This window comes from Pantoea sp. ICBG 1758, assembly GCF_002928325.1.
GTDB lineage: Bacteria > Pseudomonadota > Gammaproteobacteria > Enterobacterales > Enterobacteriaceae > Pantoea > Pantoea eucrina.
This window is the reverse complement of sequence record NZ_POWL01000004.1, coordinates 336,780-353,744: the sequence shown is the minus strand read 5'-3', so window position 1 is coordinate 353,744 and position 16,965 is coordinate 336,780. Positions and strand designations below refer to the sequence as shown.

17 protein-coding genes are annotated in these 16,965 nt (G+C 58.2%); 11 read left to right on the top strand and 6 right to left on the bottom strand.

Annotated elements, in window-relative coordinates:
- The first annotated feature begins 1 nt into the window (after position 1).
- Entirely contained in the window at positions 2-1,090 is a 1,089-nt protein-coding gene (locus tag C1Y41_RS15445; protein WP_104085793.1) for an ABC transporter ATP-binding protein, read from the top strand.
- A 3-nt stretch (positions 1,091-1,093) separates the two neighbouring features.
- Here the strand turns inward: C1Y41_RS15445 and C1Y41_RS15440 are convergent, their stop codons facing one another.
- Complete coding sequence (locus C1Y41_RS15440) at positions 1,094-2,503, bottom strand: MFS transporter (protein WP_104085837.1); 1,410 nt, start codon at positions 2,501-2,503, stop codon at positions 1,094-1,096.
- Between the two features lie 117 nt (positions 2,504-2,620).
- On the opposite strand from C1Y41_RS15440, the gene C1Y41_RS15435 reads away from it, so the two are divergent.
- The 3 genes from C1Y41_RS15435 to C1Y41_RS15430 are packed head-to-tail and all read left to right on the top strand — an operon-like array spanning position 2,621 to position 4,093.
- Entirely contained in the window at positions 2,621-3,514 is an 894-nt protein-coding gene (locus C1Y41_RS15435) for a helix-turn-helix transcriptional regulator (protein WP_052246563.1), read from the top strand.
- 36 nt (positions 3,515-3,550) lie between these two features.
- Positions 3,551-3,724 (top strand): hypothetical protein, encoded by a 174-nt coding sequence (locus tag C1Y41_RS20145; protein WP_166714220.1) that lies wholly within the window; start codon positions 3,551-3,553, stop codon positions 3,722-3,724.
- A gap of 21 nt (positions 3,725-3,745) precedes the next feature.
- Positions 3,746-4,093: a hypothetical protein gene (locus C1Y41_RS15430; protein WP_071668401.1), complete on the top strand. Its 348-nt coding sequence runs from the start codon at positions 3,746-3,748 to the stop codon at positions 4,091-4,093.
- A gap of 41 nt (positions 4,094-4,134) precedes the next feature.
- Here C1Y41_RS15430 and C1Y41_RS15425 read toward each other — a convergent pair whose 3' ends face one another.
- Positions 4,135-5,328, bottom strand: a complete 1,194-nt coding sequence (locus tag C1Y41_RS15425) for a zinc-dependent alcohol dehydrogenase (protein ID WP_040113656.1) — start codon at positions 5,326-5,328, stop codon at positions 4,135-4,137.
- 264 nt (positions 5,329-5,592) lie between these two features.
- On the opposite strand from C1Y41_RS15425, the gene C1Y41_RS15420 reads away from it, so the two are divergent.
- Positions 5,593-6,300, top strand: coding sequence for a phage antirepressor KilAC domain-containing protein (locus tag C1Y41_RS15420; protein WP_104085792.1), 708 nt, complete (start codon positions 5,593-5,595; stop codon positions 6,298-6,300).
- Positions 6,301-6,338: 38 nt separating this feature from the next.
- On the opposite strand, the gene C1Y41_RS15415 is transcribed toward C1Y41_RS15420, so the two are convergent.
- The gene (locus C1Y41_RS15415) at positions 6,339-6,557 is read right to left on the bottom strand and encodes a hypothetical protein (RefSeq protein ID WP_040113660.1); all 219 of its coding nucleotides are present in this window, start codon (positions 6,555-6,557) and stop codon (positions 6,339-6,341) included.
- A gap of 329 nt (positions 6,558-6,886) precedes the next feature.
- Here C1Y41_RS15415 and C1Y41_RS15410 point away from each other — a divergent pair, with 329 nt between their 5' ends.
- From C1Y41_RS15410 to crtB, 5 genes are read left to right on the top strand one after another with little or no spacing between them, the layout of a single operon-like run.
- On the top strand, positions 6,887-7,792 hold the full coding sequence (locus C1Y41_RS15410) for a polyprenyl synthetase family protein (RefSeq protein ID WP_071668403.1): 906 nt from the start codon (positions 6,887-6,889) through the stop codon (positions 7,790-7,792).
- Between the two features lie 12 nt (positions 7,793-7,804).
- Positions 7,805-9,082 carry a glycosyltransferase gene (locus tag C1Y41_RS15405; RefSeq protein WP_071668404.1) on the top strand — a complete coding sequence of 426 codons (1,278 nt, stop codon included), beginning with the start codon at positions 7,805-7,807 and terminating at the stop codon, positions 9,080-9,082.
- Entirely contained in the window at positions 9,082-10,254 is a 1,173-nt protein-coding gene (gene crtY / locus C1Y41_RS15400; RefSeq protein ID WP_104085791.1) for a lycopene beta-cyclase CrtY, read from the top strand. Before C1Y41_RS15405 ends, crtY begins: the two co-directional genes overlap by 1 nt.
- Positions 10,251-11,732, top strand: coding sequence for a phytoene desaturase (locus C1Y41_RS15395; protein ID WP_104085790.1), 1,482 nt, complete (start codon positions 10,251-10,253; stop codon positions 11,730-11,732). The genes crtY and C1Y41_RS15395 overlap by 4 nt, the downstream gene beginning before the upstream one ends.
- Entirely contained in the window at positions 11,729-12,658 is a 930-nt protein-coding gene (gene crtB, locus C1Y41_RS15390; RefSeq protein ID WP_071668407.1) for a 15-cis-phytoene synthase CrtB, read from the top strand. The genes C1Y41_RS15395 and crtB overlap by 4 nt, the downstream gene beginning before the upstream one ends.
- On the opposite strand, the gene C1Y41_RS15385 is transcribed toward crtB, so the two are convergent.
- On the bottom strand, positions 12,597-13,130 hold the full coding sequence (locus C1Y41_RS15385; protein ID WP_040113672.1) for a sterol desaturase family protein: 534 nt from the start codon (positions 13,128-13,130) through the stop codon (positions 12,597-12,599). The two genes, crtB and C1Y41_RS15385, sit on opposite strands and share 62 nt — an antisense overlap.
- 113 nt (positions 13,131-13,243) lie before the next feature.
- Complete coding sequence (clcA, locus tag C1Y41_RS15380) at positions 13,244-14,644, bottom strand: H(+)/Cl(-) exchange transporter ClcA (protein ID WP_104085789.1); 1,401 nt, start codon at positions 14,642-14,644, stop codon at positions 13,244-13,246.
- A 266-nt stretch (positions 14,645-14,910) separates the two neighbouring features.
- Here clcA and glsB point away from each other — a divergent pair, with 266 nt between their 5' ends.
- Complete coding sequence (gene glsB / locus C1Y41_RS15375) at positions 14,911-15,834, top strand: glutaminase B (RefSeq protein WP_104085788.1); 924 nt, start codon at positions 14,911-14,913, stop codon at positions 15,832-15,834.
- Between the two features lie 3 nt (positions 15,835-15,837).
- Here the strand turns inward: glsB and C1Y41_RS15370 are convergent, their stop codons facing one another.
- Positions 15,838-16,779, bottom strand: a complete 942-nt coding sequence (locus C1Y41_RS15370; RefSeq protein WP_104085787.1) for a D-2-hydroxyacid dehydrogenase — start codon at positions 16,777-16,779, stop codon at positions 15,838-15,840.
- Between the last annotated feature and the right edge of the window lie 186 nt (positions 16,780-16,965).

Below are 16,965 nucleotides of genomic sequence, written 5' to 3'. Positions count from 1 at the left end.
TATGGCCAGTATTGAGCTCGTCAGCGTCGCCAGACGCTACGGCAAACAGACGGTATTGCATCCGCTCAGTCTCAGCATTCCCGATGGCAGTTTTACCGTACTGGTTGGCCCGTCCGGCTGCGGTAAGTCCACGCTGCTGAGGCTGCTGGCCGGGCTGGATAGTTTGTCAGAGGGAACCATTCTGATGAACGATATACCGATTGGCGATCGCGATCCGGCCGACCGCGACATGGCGATGGTGTTCCAGAGCTACGCGCTCTATCCGCACCTTACCGTGGCTGAAAACCTCGCCTTTCATATGCAGGTTAAAAAGGTGGGCCGCGCGGAGCAGCAGAGTAAGATTGCGCGCGTTGCCGCTATTCTGGGTATCGATAAATTGCTGCAGCGCTACCCGCGCGCCCTCTCCGGCGGCCAGCGTCAGCGCGTGGCGATGGGCCGGGCGATGGTGCGAAATCCTCAGGTTTTCCTGTTTGATGAACCGCTCTCTAATCTTGATGCTCAGCTGCGCATGGAGCTGCGGGCGGAAATCAAAGCACTGCACCAGCGTTTTAAAACCACCATGATTTATGTCACACACGATCAGGTTGAGGCGATGACGCTGGCCGATCAGATTGTAGTAATGCGCGAAGGTCAGATCGTTCAGCAGGGCGCCCCGCTCAGCATTTACGATCGTCCTGCGGATCTGTTTGTCGCCCGCTTTATCGGCTCGCCTCCGATGAATCTGCTGCCGGCGCACCTGGTAACGCGTGATGGCGTGCCGGGCATTGAATGTGAAGATCTCTGGCAGCCGCTTCCTCCGCGCTGGCAGCACGCGGCACAGGAAGGGGCTGCGCTGATGATTGGCATTCGCCCCCACGACCTGATCCCTGCAACGCAGGGCAGTCTGGCGCAGGTCGCCGTTACGGAGATCACCGGAGAATCCACGCTGCTGCATCTGACGTGGCACGGGCATACGCTGCATATGCAGGTACCTGGCCGTCACGCAGCCGGCAGCGGCGATCCGCTGACGATTGCGCTGCGCATGGAAAAAATCCACCTGTTCGATGCGCAGAGTGGCCAGCGTCTGCCGGAAGCGCCGCCGTTACCGTGAACGTTATCCTTCTGCGGGTGTGGTTGCCAAGTTGTCATGCTGCATTAAGGCGATCGCCACCAGTACCAGCATGGAGAGCAGTTCAGTCCCCAGCGCACCGCTGATAGCACTCAGCCAGGATCCGGTCTGGCTGAAATGGCTGAATACGCTGCCCAGCAGCATCGGCCCCAGCCCCATCGCCGACTGCTGCACGGTCGACAACATGGCGCTGCCGGCGCCCGCCTGATGATGCGGAATATCGCGCATGCCAATACGGTAGAAGGTACTGACGATAAAAGACTGACCAAATCCAATGAGTGCCGTGGCTGGCGCCAGCGCAAGAATACCCGCCTGCGGCCACCGGAGCTGCAGGGTTGCCATCAGAGCCAGCAGGCCGGTGATCTGAATAGCACAGCCAGCCAGCAGCATTGTGCGCGTACCAAAGCGCGTGACCAGTGCGGTCGACCGCATGGCACCGATAAAATAGGCTACCCCCAGCGCTATGAAAGCGTTACCGGAGTCAAAGGCGCTGAAGCCAAGCCCGGACTGCAGCGTCAGAGCCATGACAAACATAAACCCGCTCCAGCAGGAGAAAAAGATAACGGCAAGCGTAAGGCTGAAACGCACGCCGGGTAAACGCAGCAGTGACGGGGGCAGCAGCGGTGAACGGCCTGACGCTTCAGCACGCACAGAGACCCGTCGCAGCTGCAGCAAAAACAGCGGCGCCAGCAGCAGTAACAGCACGCATGGCCAGCGCCAGTTCAGCACCGGCCCCAGCGCCAGGCTCAGCAACAGTGCGCCTGTGGCTCCGCCCAGCAGCAGCGCACCGCTAATATCAACCGGTACGCGGGTCGCATTGCGGGTTTCCGGAATAAAGCGGCGCGCAGCCACCAGTACGCCCAGACAGATCGGCAGGTTGATCAGAAACACGCTGCGCCAGCCATACCCACCCGGATCGGCTTTGATAAGAAAGCCGCCCAGCACCTGACCAATCACGAACGCCAGCCCGCCCATTCCGCCATAAAGACCAATCGCCCGCGCATGCTCCCTGCCCTGCAGCGTAATATGCAGCGTTGCCAGGATCTGCGGCACGATAAGTGCCGCACCCACTCCCTGCAGCGCGCGGGCAAACATCAGCATCCCGGCCCCGCTTGCCATACCGCACAGCAGCGAAGCCAGGGCAAAGATCCCGACACCGCTGATAAAAACCCGGCGCCGGCCATAGTTATCTCCGAGCCGCCCTCCCATCGCGAGGCAAACGGCAAAAGTAATACCATAGACAGCAACAATCAGCGCCAGCTGGGTGGGCGTTGCCTGCAGGCTATGCGCCATTGCATCCAGCGCCACGTTAACGATTGAAAAGTCGATCATAGGCAGTAACAGCCCGGCCAGCAGTACCATCAGTCCCGCCTGACGAAGTTGCGGAGTGTGCATCAGTTTCACCTTGTTTTCGTGTTCATTGCGGCATAGCATCTGCTGAAAAATAACCGGGTACCAGTTTTTGATTATCATGGTATTAAAACCACCCGTCTGGCCGGAGAAATGACGCTGATGTCGATTCAACCCGCTGTAAAATATGCTGAAAAAGAGGTTCATACGAATCGCAAACTGCTGGGCGCCTTTTTGCGTTCCCGACGGGAAAACCTCGATCCTGTCAGGCTGGGTCTGCCGCGTATGCGCCAGCGGCGCACGCCGGGCCTGCGCCGCGAAGAGGTCGCCCAGCTGGCTGATGTCGGCGTCACCTGGTACACCTGGCTGGAACAGGGTCGCGATATTAAAGCGTCGCTGAAAACGCTGACGGCGATCGCATCAGCACTGCAGTGTAATGACGTTGAAACGCAACATCTTTTCTCGCTCGCCGGTCATAAACTGCCCGCCCTTCAGGTTGCCGCCTGCTGCAAACTCGCTGAGCATAATCAGCAGATGCTGGATGCTATCCAGCTGCCGGCCATTATTGAGACACCGCGTTTTGACATCATTGGCTATAACGCTGCGTGGTGTGCGCTGATGGGTATAGATCTGGCAAGCGTAGAGGCTGAGGATCGCAACTGTATCTGGCTGGCGTTTAATCATCCCGGCTGGCGCGGCATGATACGCGACTGGGATGAAGTCATGCCGCAGATGGTGGCCATGTTTCGCGGCCAGATGGGAGAACACCTTGGCGATCCGCACTGGGAAAGCTTTCTCACCCGGCTGATTAACAGTTCTGATGAATTTGCACAGACCTGGCAGCGTTACGAGCTGGGAAAAGTGGAGAATCGGATCAAGCGTTTCTGGCGGGCGGAAACCGGGGAATTTACGCTGCGTCAGAATAACTGGTGGTCCGCTTCACGCAATGGTGACCGCCTGCTGGTTTACGTCCCGGCGGACGAAACAAGCGCAGCGGCACTGGAAAAACTCATTGCCGGATATCAGGCGCTGCGCTCCACAAATGCGTTAATCTGACTATGCTTACTTCATGATAAATAATCAGGAGAAAGCATGAAATTTCTTTATTTCGTTGCGCTTATTGCGGCGGCGGGTTATTTGCTGGCATTTCTGCCTAAATTGCGTACCCGGCGTGAACCCGTTGCTTACTGGGGCTGCTGGGCCTGGCTGGGCCTGAACGCGGTTTACTGGTCGGTATATGCTGTACGCAACTATTTCCCGCACTGAAATATTATTCAGGAGTAATGTATGTCTGAAATTAATCGCGATCGGATGCCCTATCTGCTTTATTTTGCCCGCCAGCGTCTGCTGTTAGAAAATATCGATGCCAAAGTAGTTGATATTGGCAGCGCAGAAATCGTGGGTAATCATTTTCGCTGGAAACTGGATGGTAAAGACGCTCAGGGTGAAACCGCAAAAGAGGTGGATGAGCTGCTGGAAGAGGTTGAACGGCATCTGAGTTTTCTGTTTGTTGATGGTCAGTTCACCAGCCTGCCTGATGTCAGTGAAGATTACGGCGACAGGCTGGATAACATGCCGTTTGTTGAAGTGTCGCTTTCTGAACTCAGCGACCGTGACGAAGGCAGCGTACGCTGAATTTCTGTTATGCAGGCTGCCACGCGGCAGCCTCCATAGCGTCAGGCTTCAGCAGTAGCCGATTTCATTCCCGGCACCAGAATGATTTTGCGGCAATCCTCTTTGCGTTTATCAAAGATCTCATACCCCTCTGCCGCCGCATCCAGCGGCATATGATGCGTAACAATCTCTTCCGGCGTTAATAATCCCTGTTCAATCAGCGACAGCAGCCGTGGCAGATAGGCGTGCACGTGCGTTTGTCCCATTTTGAAGGTCAGCCCTTTATCGAACGCATCGCCAAACATGAAGCCATGGATAAAACCGGCATAGACGCCCGGCACGCTGACCACCCCACCGCGACGTACGGCCGCAATACACTGACGCAGCGCTTTGCCGCTGCTGCCTTCAAGTTTCAGATTGCTGAGGACGGTTTCGGTCAGGCTGCCTTTGGCTTCAAAGCCCACTGCATCAATCACCGCATCCACGCCGCGGTTCCCTTTGGTATGGTCAATAATCCAGGCTGCGGGATCGTCAATCTCGTCAAAATTTATCGGCGTAACGCCATAGCGCTGACGGGCAAACTCTAGACGATAGGCGTTATGATCAATCATAAAGATATCTTCGGCACCCATCAGCCTTGCACAGGCGGCGCTAAGCAGACCTACCGGGCCGGCACCAAAGATCGCGACGCTTGAGCCTTTATCCAGCCCGGCATTCTGCACCGCCTGCCAGGCGGTCGGGAGGATATCGGACAGAAACAGCACTTTGTCATCCGGCAGCGCCAGCGGCACTTTGAACGGGCCGGTATTCGCTTTCGGCACGCGAACATATTCTGCCTGTCCACCGGGTATTCCGCCATAAAGATGACTAAACCCAAACAGGGCGGCGGGTGGCGTGATATTTTTTTTATTGAGTATCGCACCGCGACCCGGATTAGTGGTTTCACAGGCGGCATACTGATGCAGATGGCAGAAGAAGCAGTCGCCGCAGGCGACCACAAACGGCACCACCACGCGGTCGCCAATCGCCACATTGGTCACGGCACTGCCAGCTTCCACCACTTCACCCATAAATTCATGACCAAATATATCGCCATGTTCAGTTTTTGGGATCTTACCGCGATATAAATGCAAATCAGAACCGCAGATAGCGGTTGCAGTGACACGCAGAATAATATCATCCGCTTCCTGCAATACCGGATCGGGAACCGTTTCAACGCGTACTTTGTGCGGGCCATGATAGGTTAACGCTTTCATTCTTAACTCCTCATTAATAAGCGCAGCAGGTGCCTGACATTATTTAAGGCGAATTGCCTGAGCCTGGCATCAATTGCTGATTAGGCAAGCGCATCGGCAGTTCTGCCCGCGTGGTGCAACCGGGTTGCAGCTGCGCCGGAACGTGGCGCACAGCAGCAGAAAAACTACCGAATTGGTTAAAAAAAACACTGGATATAACTACAGTAAGTTGTATACTTATCCAGCAGTCTTGATGACTGAATGACGTTTTAAGAGGTGATACGAATGATGATCTCAACGGAAATTCTTGCTGCTCAAACCGCATCTCTGCTGATGAGCAGCCGTGACCTTGCCAGACTGACTGGCATCACGCACGGCGAAGTGAAGCGCCTGATTAAAAGCCTGGAAACCGCACAGCGCCTTTCCCAGCCTGTTACGGTCAGTCTTTACGAGCATGAAGGTGAGAGCCGTCAGGAGTTTCTGCTCAATAAACGCGACTCGTTACTCGCCGTAGCCCGACTTTCGCCCGGCTTTACTGCCGATCTGCTCGATCGCTGGCAGGAGAAAGAAAAGATCGCTCAGCTGCCGGACTTCACGGATCCGGCCGAAGCAGCCCGTGCCTGGGCGGAGCAATTTGAACAGCGGCGGCGCGTAGAGCAGCAGCTGGCACTCTCTGCACCAAAAGCGGAGTTTTTTGACCGTTTCACTGAGGTCAATGAAGCGCTGGGATTTCGTCAGCTCTGTAAAATGCTGAAGGTCAAAGAGACTGACTTCCGGCAATTCCTGCTTGAACGCAATATTATGTACCGGGAGAAAAATACGCTGGCGCCACAGAAACACCATGTGCAGGCGGGCTATTTCTCTTTCCGCACCGGTACGGGTGAAAATCAGCACGCGTTCTCACAGGCCCGCTTTACCGCGAAAGGCGTGAAATGGGTTGCAAGCCTGTGGGCGGGTCACCTGGCCTCTCATCCTGCAGGCGTCGCCGCCTGATACAGCAGAGCCGATGAACAGACATCGGCTCTGCCTGCTTACTTGTGCTGATGCCGCTGACGCTGTAGCTGATGGCGAAACTGCCTGACCTCCTGCGGTGACCAGCACCGGCTGGAGAGCGGCAGCTCTTCATCAATTGCAGAGGGGAGCGGCACCTTCTCCAGCGTGCCGCGATTACAGATAGCGCGAATCAGCACGGCGGGAGAGACGCCCAGGTAGCGCGCCATATCCGATAAACGCATTAGTGATTTGCTCATTGCTGCCTCCGGTTATTTCCTGACTACAGGTATCTTCCTGCAATGCTGATGGCTGAAATTTGATCGCGATCGGCAAGTTCGTTTTTTCAGGTCAAAAAATAACCTCTTCTGCCTCTCTTCCCTGCTCTGCGCGCTGCTGTTTCTGAGGATGCTGACAGCAATGTATTCCGATCTGCCGGGCCTGATGCCATACCAGCCAGCCGGAACGGTAAATTAATATAAATAATTGGTTTCTGAGACTTAACGAGTCATCACCGCTGGCATTCTTCCCCTGCGCAGTCTACGGTTAATAAAAAAAGCGCCACGTTTATTAACCATGGATAGCCGCTATGACCGCCCATGCCGAAATTGCAGCAAATCAGGAAAACGATCTTCGCCAGCTTTGCCATGCTCTGCAGGAGAATCTTGAGCTGCTACTGCCAGCCGGACAGCCCTCCGATCGCGTGCGGGCCGCTATGCGTGCCGGCACGCTGCCGAGCGGTAAGCGCATACGTCCGCTGCTGCTGTTACTGGCGGCGCGTGACATGGGCTATGACCTGACAAAGCGTGGCATTCTCGATCTCGCCTGCGCGGTTGAAATGGTGCATGCGGCCTCGCTGATACTGGATGATATTCCCTGCATGGACGATGCGCTGATGCGACGCGGTCGTCCCACCGTGCATCGCGAGTTTGGCGAAAACGTGGCTATCCTGGCAGCAGTCGCGCTGCTCAGCCGCGCTTATGAAGTTATCGCGCTCGCGCCGGATTTGCCCTCCCAGCACAAAACAGACGCCATTGCTGAACTCTCTGCGGCGGTAGGTTTGCAGGGGCTGGTTCAGGGTCAGTTTCAGGATCTGCATGAAGGTGGACAGAGCCGCAGCCCGGAAGCGATTGCCATAACCAACGAACTGAAAACCAGCGTGCTTTTTCGCGCTGCGCTGCAGATGGCGGCGATTGTGACTGATGCTGCGCCGGTAATGCGTCAGAAACTCAGCTACTTTGCGCAGGATCTGGGCCAGGCTTTTCAGCTCCTGGACGATCTTGCTGATGGCTGCAAACATACCGGTAAAGATATTCATAAAGATCAGGGCAAATCGACGCTGGTTCAGATGCTGGGTGCTGACGGTGCGGAGCGCCGTTTGCGTGAGCATCTGCGCAGCGCTGATGAACATCTTGCCTGCGCCTGTCACCGCGGCGTTGCAACCCGTCAATATATGCATGCCCTGTTTAATCAGCAGCTGGCAATGTTCAACTAACGCGGATCATTTATGGGGCATTTTGCCGTTATTGCGCCGCCACTCTATAGCCATTTTCACGCGCTGCAGTCACTGGCACAGACCCTTATCAGCCGCGGGCATCATATTACCTTTATCCAGCAGGCCGACGCACGTACGCTGCTGACCGATGAACGCATCGCCTTTACCCCGGTGGGTGAACAAACTCATCCGGCCGGCTCTCTGGCGGCGGCTCTGCAACGCCTGGCCGCGCCCGGCGGCCTTTCCCTGTTTCGTGTAATCAATGATATGGCTGAAACCACCGATATGCTGTGTCGTGAATTACCGGCGGTATTGAAAAAACTGCAGGTGGATGGCGTGATTGCCGATCAGATGGAGGCAGCGGGCGGGCTGGTAGCTGAGGCGCTGGGCCTGCCGTTTATTTCCGTTGCCTGCGCGCTGCCGGTTAATCGCGAAGCGGGCATTCCGCTGGCGGTGATGTCGTTTCGCTATGGTCAGGATGAGAAGGCGCTGAAGCGTTTTGCGGCCAGCAGCCGCATGTATGACCGCATCATGCGTCGTCATCGCCACGTTATCGCTTACCATGCGCGCGCATTTGGTTTATCGCCACGTTCAGGCCTGCAGGATTGTCTCTCATCGCTGGCCCAAATCAGCCAGCTGGTGCCGGCATTTGATTTTCCGCGCCATCAGCTTCCCGCCTGCTATCACGCCGTAGGGCCGCTGCGTCAGCAGAGTATCACGACTCATCTGCCGCCGCCGTGGCCCGCGCTGCGTCAGCCGGTGGTTTACGCTTCGCTGGGTACACTTCAGGGACGCCGCTTTCGGCTCTTTCTGCGCCTGGCGCGCGCCTGCTGCAATCTCGGATTATCACTGGTTGTTGCCCACTGCGGCGGGCTGACCGCGCATCAGGTACGCAAGCTGGAGCTGGCCGGGGCGGCCTGGGTAACCGATTTTCTCGACCAGCACGCTGCCCTGCAGCATGCCCAGGTGTTTATTACGCACGCCGGACTGAATAGCGCGCTGGAAGCACTGGCTCAGGGCATTCCAATGCTGGCGCTGCCTATTGCGTTTGACCAGCCCGGTGTGGCATCGCGTATCGAATGGCATGGCGTGGGGCGTCGCGCCTCACGCTTCAGCCGCACTCATCAGCTGGAGACACATTTGCAACTGCTGCTGTCCGATTCTCACTACCGTCTGCGCATGTCCGCGATTCAGGCGCAGCTGCAGCGCGCCGGCGGCTGTCAGCGTGCGGCTGATATCGCTGAACAGGCGCTGTGCCGGCAACAGATTGTGCTGGCGGAGGCGACCTGATGTCAGAAACGCATGCCGATCTTATTCTGGTGGGGGCCGGGCTGGCAAACGGGCTGATCGCCCTGCGGCTGATGCAGCTGCAGCCGGCCCCTGACATTCTGCTGCTGGAGAGTGCCGCTCAGCCGGCAGGCAATCATACCTGGTCGTTTCACCGCGACGATGTCAGTGACGCACAGTTTACCTGGCTGGAGCCGCTGCTATCCGCGCGCTGGCCAGGCTATCAGGTCCGCTTTCCGGCGCTGCGGCGTAATCTGCGCGGGGAGTATTGTTCCATCGCCTCACAGGACTTCGCCCGCCATCTGCGCGAAACGCTGGGAGACAGGTTGCGCACCGCAGCGCCCGTGCGCAGCGTAACACCGCAAAGCGTAACCCTGGAAAACGGCGACGTGCTGCACGCCCGCGCCGTGATTGATGGACGCGGCCTGCAGCCCACGCCACATCTGCGGCTTGGTTATCAGTCGTTTGTCGGTCAGGAGTGGCATCTGGCGCGTCCGCACGGCCTGCAGCAGCCGGTACTGATGGATGCCACGGTCGATCAGCACAGCGGCTATCGCTTTGTCTATACCCTGCCGCTCAGCGCTGAACGGCTGCTGATTGAAGATACCCACTATATCAATCACGCCACGCTCGATAGCGAACAGGCACGACAAAACATCATGCACTATGCAGAGCAGCAGGGCTGGCAGCTAAGCCGCCTGTTGCGTGAAGAACAGGGTTCCCTGCCGATCACGCTTGATGGTGATATTGAACGCTTCTGGCAGCAGCAGCAGGGTCAGCCCTGCAGCGGGCTGCGCGCCGGACTGTTTCATGCGACTACGGGCTATTCGCTGCCCTCTGCCGTTGCGCTGGCGGATGAGATCGCGGCTGCTCTGCCCTGTAATGCAGAAATGCTCAGCCAGCGTATTGAACAGTTTGCCCGCCGCCAGTGGCGCGAGCAGCATTTTTTCCGCCTGCTCAATCGTATGCTGTTCCTTGCCGGACGGCCGGAAAAACGCTGGCAGGTTATGCAACGTTTTTACCGGCTTGATGCCGGTCTTATCAGTCGCTTTTACGCCGGAGAGCTCTTTCTCAGGGATAAAGCACGCATATTATGCGGTAAACCACCGGTGCCGGTGGGAGAAGCGCTGCGCGCACTGTTGATGACTCCTTCGCTACCAGGGAAGAAAGAATGAAACGTACTTATGTGATTGGCGCGGGCTTTGGCGGCCTGGCTCTGGCTATTCGTCTGCAGGCGGCGGGTATTCCGACCACGCTACTGGAGCAGCGTGATAAACCCGGCGGGCGCGCCTACGTATGGCAGGATGAGGGCTTTACCTTTGATGCCGGTCCGACAGTGATCACCGATCCCAGCGCCATTGAAGCGCTTTTCACGCTGGCCGGAAAAAAACTCAGCGACTACGTTGAGCTGATGCCGGTCACGCCCTTTTATCGTCTCTGCTGGGAAGATGGCAAGGTGCTTGATTATGACAATAATCAGACCCTGCTGGAGCAGCAGATCGCCGCGTTTAATCCGCAGGATGTTGAAGGCTATCGCCGGTTTCTTGCCTATTCACAGGCGGTATTTAAAGAGGGGTATCTCAAACTCGGCACGGTGCCGTTCCTGAATTTCCGCGATATGCTGCGCGCCGGCCCGCAGCTGGGCCGCCTGCAGGCGTGGCGCAGCGTATACGATATGGTGGCAAAATTTATTCAGGACGATCATCTGCGCCAGGCCTTTTCATTCCACTCTTTACTGGTGGGCGGTAATCCGTTTGCAACATCCTCTATCTACACTTTGATTCATGCGCTGGAACGCGAATGGGGCGTCTGGTTTCCGCGAGGCGGTACCGGCGCGCTGGTCGATGGCATGGCGCGGCTGTTTCGCGACCTCGGCGGCGAGCTGCTGCTTAATGCCGAAGTGAGCCAGCTGGAAACGCAGGGTAATCGCATCAGCGGCGTGCAGCTAAAAGATGGACGTCGCTTTGACGCCAGTGCCGTAGCCTCCAATGCTGATGTCGTACATACCTATGACCGGCTGCTGCAGCACCATGCGGTCGCCCGTAAGCGCGCCGCCACGCTGAAGCGGAAGCGAATGAGTAATTCGCTGTTTGTACTCTATTTTGGCCTTAACCAGCCGCACGCTCAGCTGGCGCACCATACGGTCTGCTTCGGCCCGCGTTACCGCGAGCTGATTAATGAAATATTTAACAGCAACCAGCTGGCGGACGATTTCTCGCTCTACCTGCATGCACCCTGCACCACCGATCCGTCGCTGGCACCGGCAGGCTGCGGCAGTTTTTATGTGCTGGCGCCGGTTCCGCACCTTGGTACTGCCGCAATCGACTGGCAGCAGGAAGGGCCGCGCTTCCGCGACCGTATTTTTGCTTATCTTGAGGAGCACTACATGCCAGGCCTGCGCGAACAGATAGTGACACAGCGTATTTTTACGCCGGAAGATTTCCGCGACACGCTGCACGCACATCAGGGCTCAGCGTTTTCGCTGGAGCCGATCCTTACCCAAAGCGCCTGGTTCCGGCCGCATAACCGCGACGCCGACATCAGCAATCTCTACCTGGTTGGTGCGGGCACGCATCCCGGCGCTGGCGTTCCGGGTGTCATCGGCTCAGCTAAAGCTACCGCGCAGCTGATGGTAGAGGATCTTGCCGGATGAATCAGCCTCCCCTGATTGAGCAGGTCACGCAGACCATGGCGGCGGGCTCGAAAAGCTTCGCTACCGCAGCAAAGCTTTTTGATCCGGCGACGCGCCGCAGCACGCTGATGCTCTATGCCTGGTGTCGTCACTGTGATGATGTGATTGACGGCCAGACGCTGGGTGAAGGTGGCACGCAACATCAGGTGGCAGACGCGCAAACGCGCATGCAGCATCTGCAGATTGAGACCCGCCGCGCATACAGCGGCGCGCATATGGATGAACTCGCCTTTCGTGCGTTTCAGGAAGTGGCGCTGACGCATGAACTTCCGCCCCAGCTGGCGTTTGATCATCTGGAGGGGTTCGCTATGGACGCGCGCGAAGAGCGCTACATCACCTTTGATGACACACTGCGTTACTGCTATCACGTAGCGGGCGTCGTGGGTCTGATGATGGCGCGCGTAATGGGCGTACGCGATGAGAACGTACTCGATCACGCCTGCGATCTCGGCCTGGCGTTTCAGCTGACAAATATTGCACGCGATATTGTTGAAGATGCGCAAAACGGGCGCTGCTATCTGCCGCAAAGCTGGCTGACGGAAGCCGGGTTACGTGCCAGTCAGCTGGCCGATCCGCACTATCGTGCGGCGATAGCGCCGCTGGCTGCACGCCTGGTAGCAGCGGCGGAGCCTTACTACCATTCGGCCCGCAGCGGGCTGCCCGATCTGCCGTTGCGCTCGGCGTGGGCTATCGCGACGGCCCACGGGGTGTATCGCGAAATCGGGGTAAAAGTGCAGGATGCGGGTATGCGGGCCTGGGATGCGCGGCAGCGCACCAGCAAAGGGGAAAAGCTGGCGCTGCTGCTCAAAGGCGCGGGGATTGCGCTTACTTCTCGCGTGGCGCGTCCGCAGCCGCGTCCTGCCGATCTGTGGCAGCGGCCGCGTTAGGTTTGCGACCGTGACGTTCACGCAGCGTAGCCTGCAGCTTATGCAGCGGCGGTGCGTAGAGAAAACCAAACGAGACGCAACCTTCACGCCCGCGCACCGCATGATGCATCCGATGCGCCATATATAAACGCTTCAGATAGCCTTTGCGCGGAATGTAGCGAAACGGCCAGCGCTGATGCACCAGCCCGTCATGCACCATAAAATAGAGCGCGCCGTAGGTGGTCATCCCGGCGCCGATCCACTGCAGTGGCCACATGCCCTGCACGCCATAGTAAATCAGCCCGACTGAGAGCACGGCAAACACAACGGCGTAAAGGTCGTTGAGTTCAAACCTGCTGGTATGCGGTTCATGATGAGAGAGATGCCAGCCCCATCCCCAGCCGTGCATAATATATTTGTGCGAGAGCGCCGCCACTGCTTCCATCAGTGCAACGGTTGCCAGTAAAATAAGCGTGTTCCATAACCAGAGCATGGTGCGTCCATTTTAAAAGGTCAAAGAGTAAAGGTGGACTGCGATACGGGATGCCGCAAGTCAGCATAGGTGAAATAAGCGCGAGGGTCACGCTTATCTCTGCCACAGCCGGGTCAGCTGGCATCGCGCGACAGCGGTTCTTTCAGCGGGGTTTTCGCCAGCGTGCGCGCCAGCAGTGATGAATAGAGCGGCTTGCCGCCAAAAAACTGTGCCGCCAGCGTAGCGCCCAGACAGGTAATGATCATCGGCAGGATCAGCTGATAATTGCTGGTCATCTCCAGCACCAGCACAATCCCCGTCAGCGGCGCGCGGACCGACGCGGCAAACAGCGCGCCCATACCGGCAACCGCAAAGGTGCCCGCTTCCAGATGCCACGCCGGAAACCAGGCTATAGCGATCTGGCCAAAACAGGTGCCCAGCAGCGTACCCAGCGTCAGCATGGGCGCAAAAATGCCGCCCGGTGCGCCGGAGGCAAAGCAGCAGAGCGTCACCAGCGTGCGCAGCATAAAAAGACCAAACAGCATCAGCGCGCTATATTCGCCGCCAGAGAATGCCGGGATCAGCGTTATCCCGCCACCGGCCGCCTGCGGCAGCAGCATACTCAGTACACCGCAAAGTCCGGCCAGCACGCTGCCCCACAGCACCCACGCCGTGGTGCGCCCGCGATGCAGACGCTGAAAGCGATCCTGCATGGTGAAGATCAGCCGGTTAAACGCGACGCCGACAGCGCCAAACACCCCCCCCAGCAGCAGATAGAGCCATAATGTATTAGTGGGCGCATCTCTGAGCTGGCCGATATCGATGATAGCGCTATTGCCCTCGCAGAGCCGGTAGACGATGCTGGCCATGATGACGCCAACAAATACCGCTTTGATTGAAACCAGACTGTAGCGAAACTGCGGACGCATCTCTTCAATAATAAATAAAATCCCCGCCAGCGGTGCGTTGAAGGCCGCTGCAAGACCGGCTGCCGCACCAGTTGCGAGCAGCGTGTGGCGCGATTCAGCGCTGCGCAGGCGAAACAGATCGCTGCACATGCCGCCGATATTCCCGCCCAGCTGCACCGTCGGTCCTTCCCGACCCAGCACCATCCCGGAACCGAGTGCGCCCATGCCGCCAAAAAATTTTACCGGCAATACGCGCCACCAGCGTACCGGGCGCAGCTCTTCCAGCGCACCTTCAATTTCCGGAATGCCCGAGCCACCCGCCTCAGGCGCAAAGCGGCGCACCAGAAAATAGCCCACGCCGCCCATGATGGCAGAGGCGGCAAAGGCAGAGATCGCTCCGGTCACGAAACCGCTATGCTGTGCAGTGAGCGTATCGATACGCAGCTGCAGCATCAGGTTGACCGCCCGGTTAAATGCCACACCCACCAGGCCGGTCAGGGTGCCAACCAGCGCCGCCAGCAGCAAAAGCCTTACCGGCGTGGTGTCCCGGCGCAGCAGCGTTTGCAGCCGCATAAACCGGCCAGGGCGACGCATAGTCTCTTCAGCGTCAGAAGGTGTAACAGGCATCAGTTTCTCCTAATCAGAAATCCATGTGCAGCGTCCCGGCGCCCTGCACCGTTCCAGCATAGTCAAAAGCGGGCAGCCCGTAACCTGGTCATTCGCAACAGAATTTTACGTTGCGGTTAATTCATATACAGTCCGCAACCGCGCTGTCACCGCGCGCGACAGAATGTGTCACAGAATTGCGGCTGGCGGATTGACGCGGCGCCTGCAAATCACCATCATCCTGGCCATCGCCCTTGTGGCCAGATTCATTACTATCGGAGCGGGATGTGTCAGAACTCAGTAACGCATTGCTTGAAGAGATTATCAGCGAGGTCCGGCCGCTGACGCAGCAGGGAAAGGTGGCGGATTATATTCCGGCGCTGGCGGACGTGGAGCCTGACCAGCTGGGGATCGCAATCTGTACCCCGTCAGGTGAGTGCTATCAGGCGGGTGATGCCGCTACGCGCTTTTCAGTGCAATCCATCTCTAAGGTGCTGTCGCTGACGGTGGCCCTGACGCTGTATGAAGACGCTGAAATCTGGCAGCGCGTGGGTAAAGAGCCATCCGGACAGGCGTTTAATTCGCTGGTCCAGCTGGAGCTGGAACAGGGCAAACCGCGTAACCCCTTTATTAACGCCGGCGCGCTGGTGATGTGCGATTTGCTGGAGAGCCGCCTGACGGCTCCGCGCCAGCGCATGCTGGAATTTGTCCGTGGCCTGGCGCAGCAGGAGGATATTCTGTATGACCGCGGCGTCGCGCGCTCTGAGTATGAGCACTCTGCCCGGAACGCTGCCATTGCCTGGCTGATGAAATCGTTTGGCAATTTTAATAACGATGTCAGCAAGGTGATGGAGACCTATTTTCACTACTGTTCGCTGGCCATGAGCTGCAACGAACTGGCGCGTACATTTCTCTATCTGGCCAACCAGGGACGCACACAGGATAATCGCCGGGCGGTGGTCTCGCCGCGTCAGGCGCGTCAGGTGAATGCGCTGATGATGACCAGCGGCATGTATGATGGCGCCGGCGAATTTGCCTGGCGGGTGGGCATGCCGGCCAAATCCGGCGTGGGCGGCGGCATTATTGCGGTGATCCCGGGGGAGATGAGCATTGCCGTCTGGTCTCCGGCGCTGGATCGCTCAGGCAATTCACTGGCCGGCACCGCGCTGCTGGAGAAGCTGAGCGACCGCCTGGGCCGCTCGGTATTCTGACCCTTAGCTCACCTGATTACGCGGTTTATCCTGCGCAAACGCCTCCAGGTTGGCTTCAATACCGCGCAGCAGATTCGCCACGCCCTGCCGGGTTGCCCAGGCGATATGCGGCGTCAGCAGCAGCCGGGGCACGTCGGGTTGCAGCAGCGGATGCGTAGCGGGTGGCGGCTCACTGCTCAGCACGTCCAGCGCCGCGCCGCCGAGGGTTCCCTGACGCAGCGCGGCCGCCAGATCCTCCTCTTCAATCAGTCCGCCGCGCGCGGTGTTGATCAGTAACGCTCCCGGTTTCATCGCGGCCAGCGTCTGCCGGTTGATCATCTGCTGCGTCTGCGGCGTCAGCGGGCAGTGCAGCGTCAGTATGTCGCTGCGCGCCAGCACCTCATCAAAGGCGGTATAGCCGGCGCGGACGGCTGCCGCCCCCGGCCGTTCAGCATAGAGCACCGTCATACCCAGCGCCTGCGCCATCTCACCCGCTGCGCTGCCAATATCGCCTTTGCCGACCACGCCCAGTACCGCACCCTGAATATCCTGCAGCGGCTCGCGATGGATACAAAAGTGCGGCGAGGCGGGCCACGCGTCGCGGCTGCTGATGGCGTAATCCATCAGATGTCGCCGCAGCGCGAACAGCGCAGCGATTACCCCCTCCGCCACGCTGCGGGTGGAGTAGCCGGGTACATTGCTGACCACAATGCCCTGCGCCCGGCAGGCGTCAAGGTCGATACAGTCATAGCCGGTAGCCGTGACGCAGATATAGCGCAGTTCAGGCAGCTGCCGCAGCGTGTCGGCGCGCAGCGGGACTTTATTTGTCATGGCTATCGTCGCCCCCTGCAGGGCAGACACAATCTCCGCGGGTGCGGTCTGTCCGCGCCAGACCCATGCACTGCACCATTCTGGCTGCGCCGGCCGTTCGGGCAGCGTATCACCATCCAGCATCACTATTTTCATCTTCGCTCCGCTTTATTGTTTCTGCACTGTTCTCATCAGGTTGCATTAAGGTTAACAAAAACGGCGTCCGGGGTGAGCTTTTTCAAAAAATGCGAATTATTTCCCTCTCCGGCGGCGTTTGTTTAACGCGGCAGCGGCAATCGCGTTACAATTCCGCCTCTTCTCTGACGTGACCTGCTATCTGCT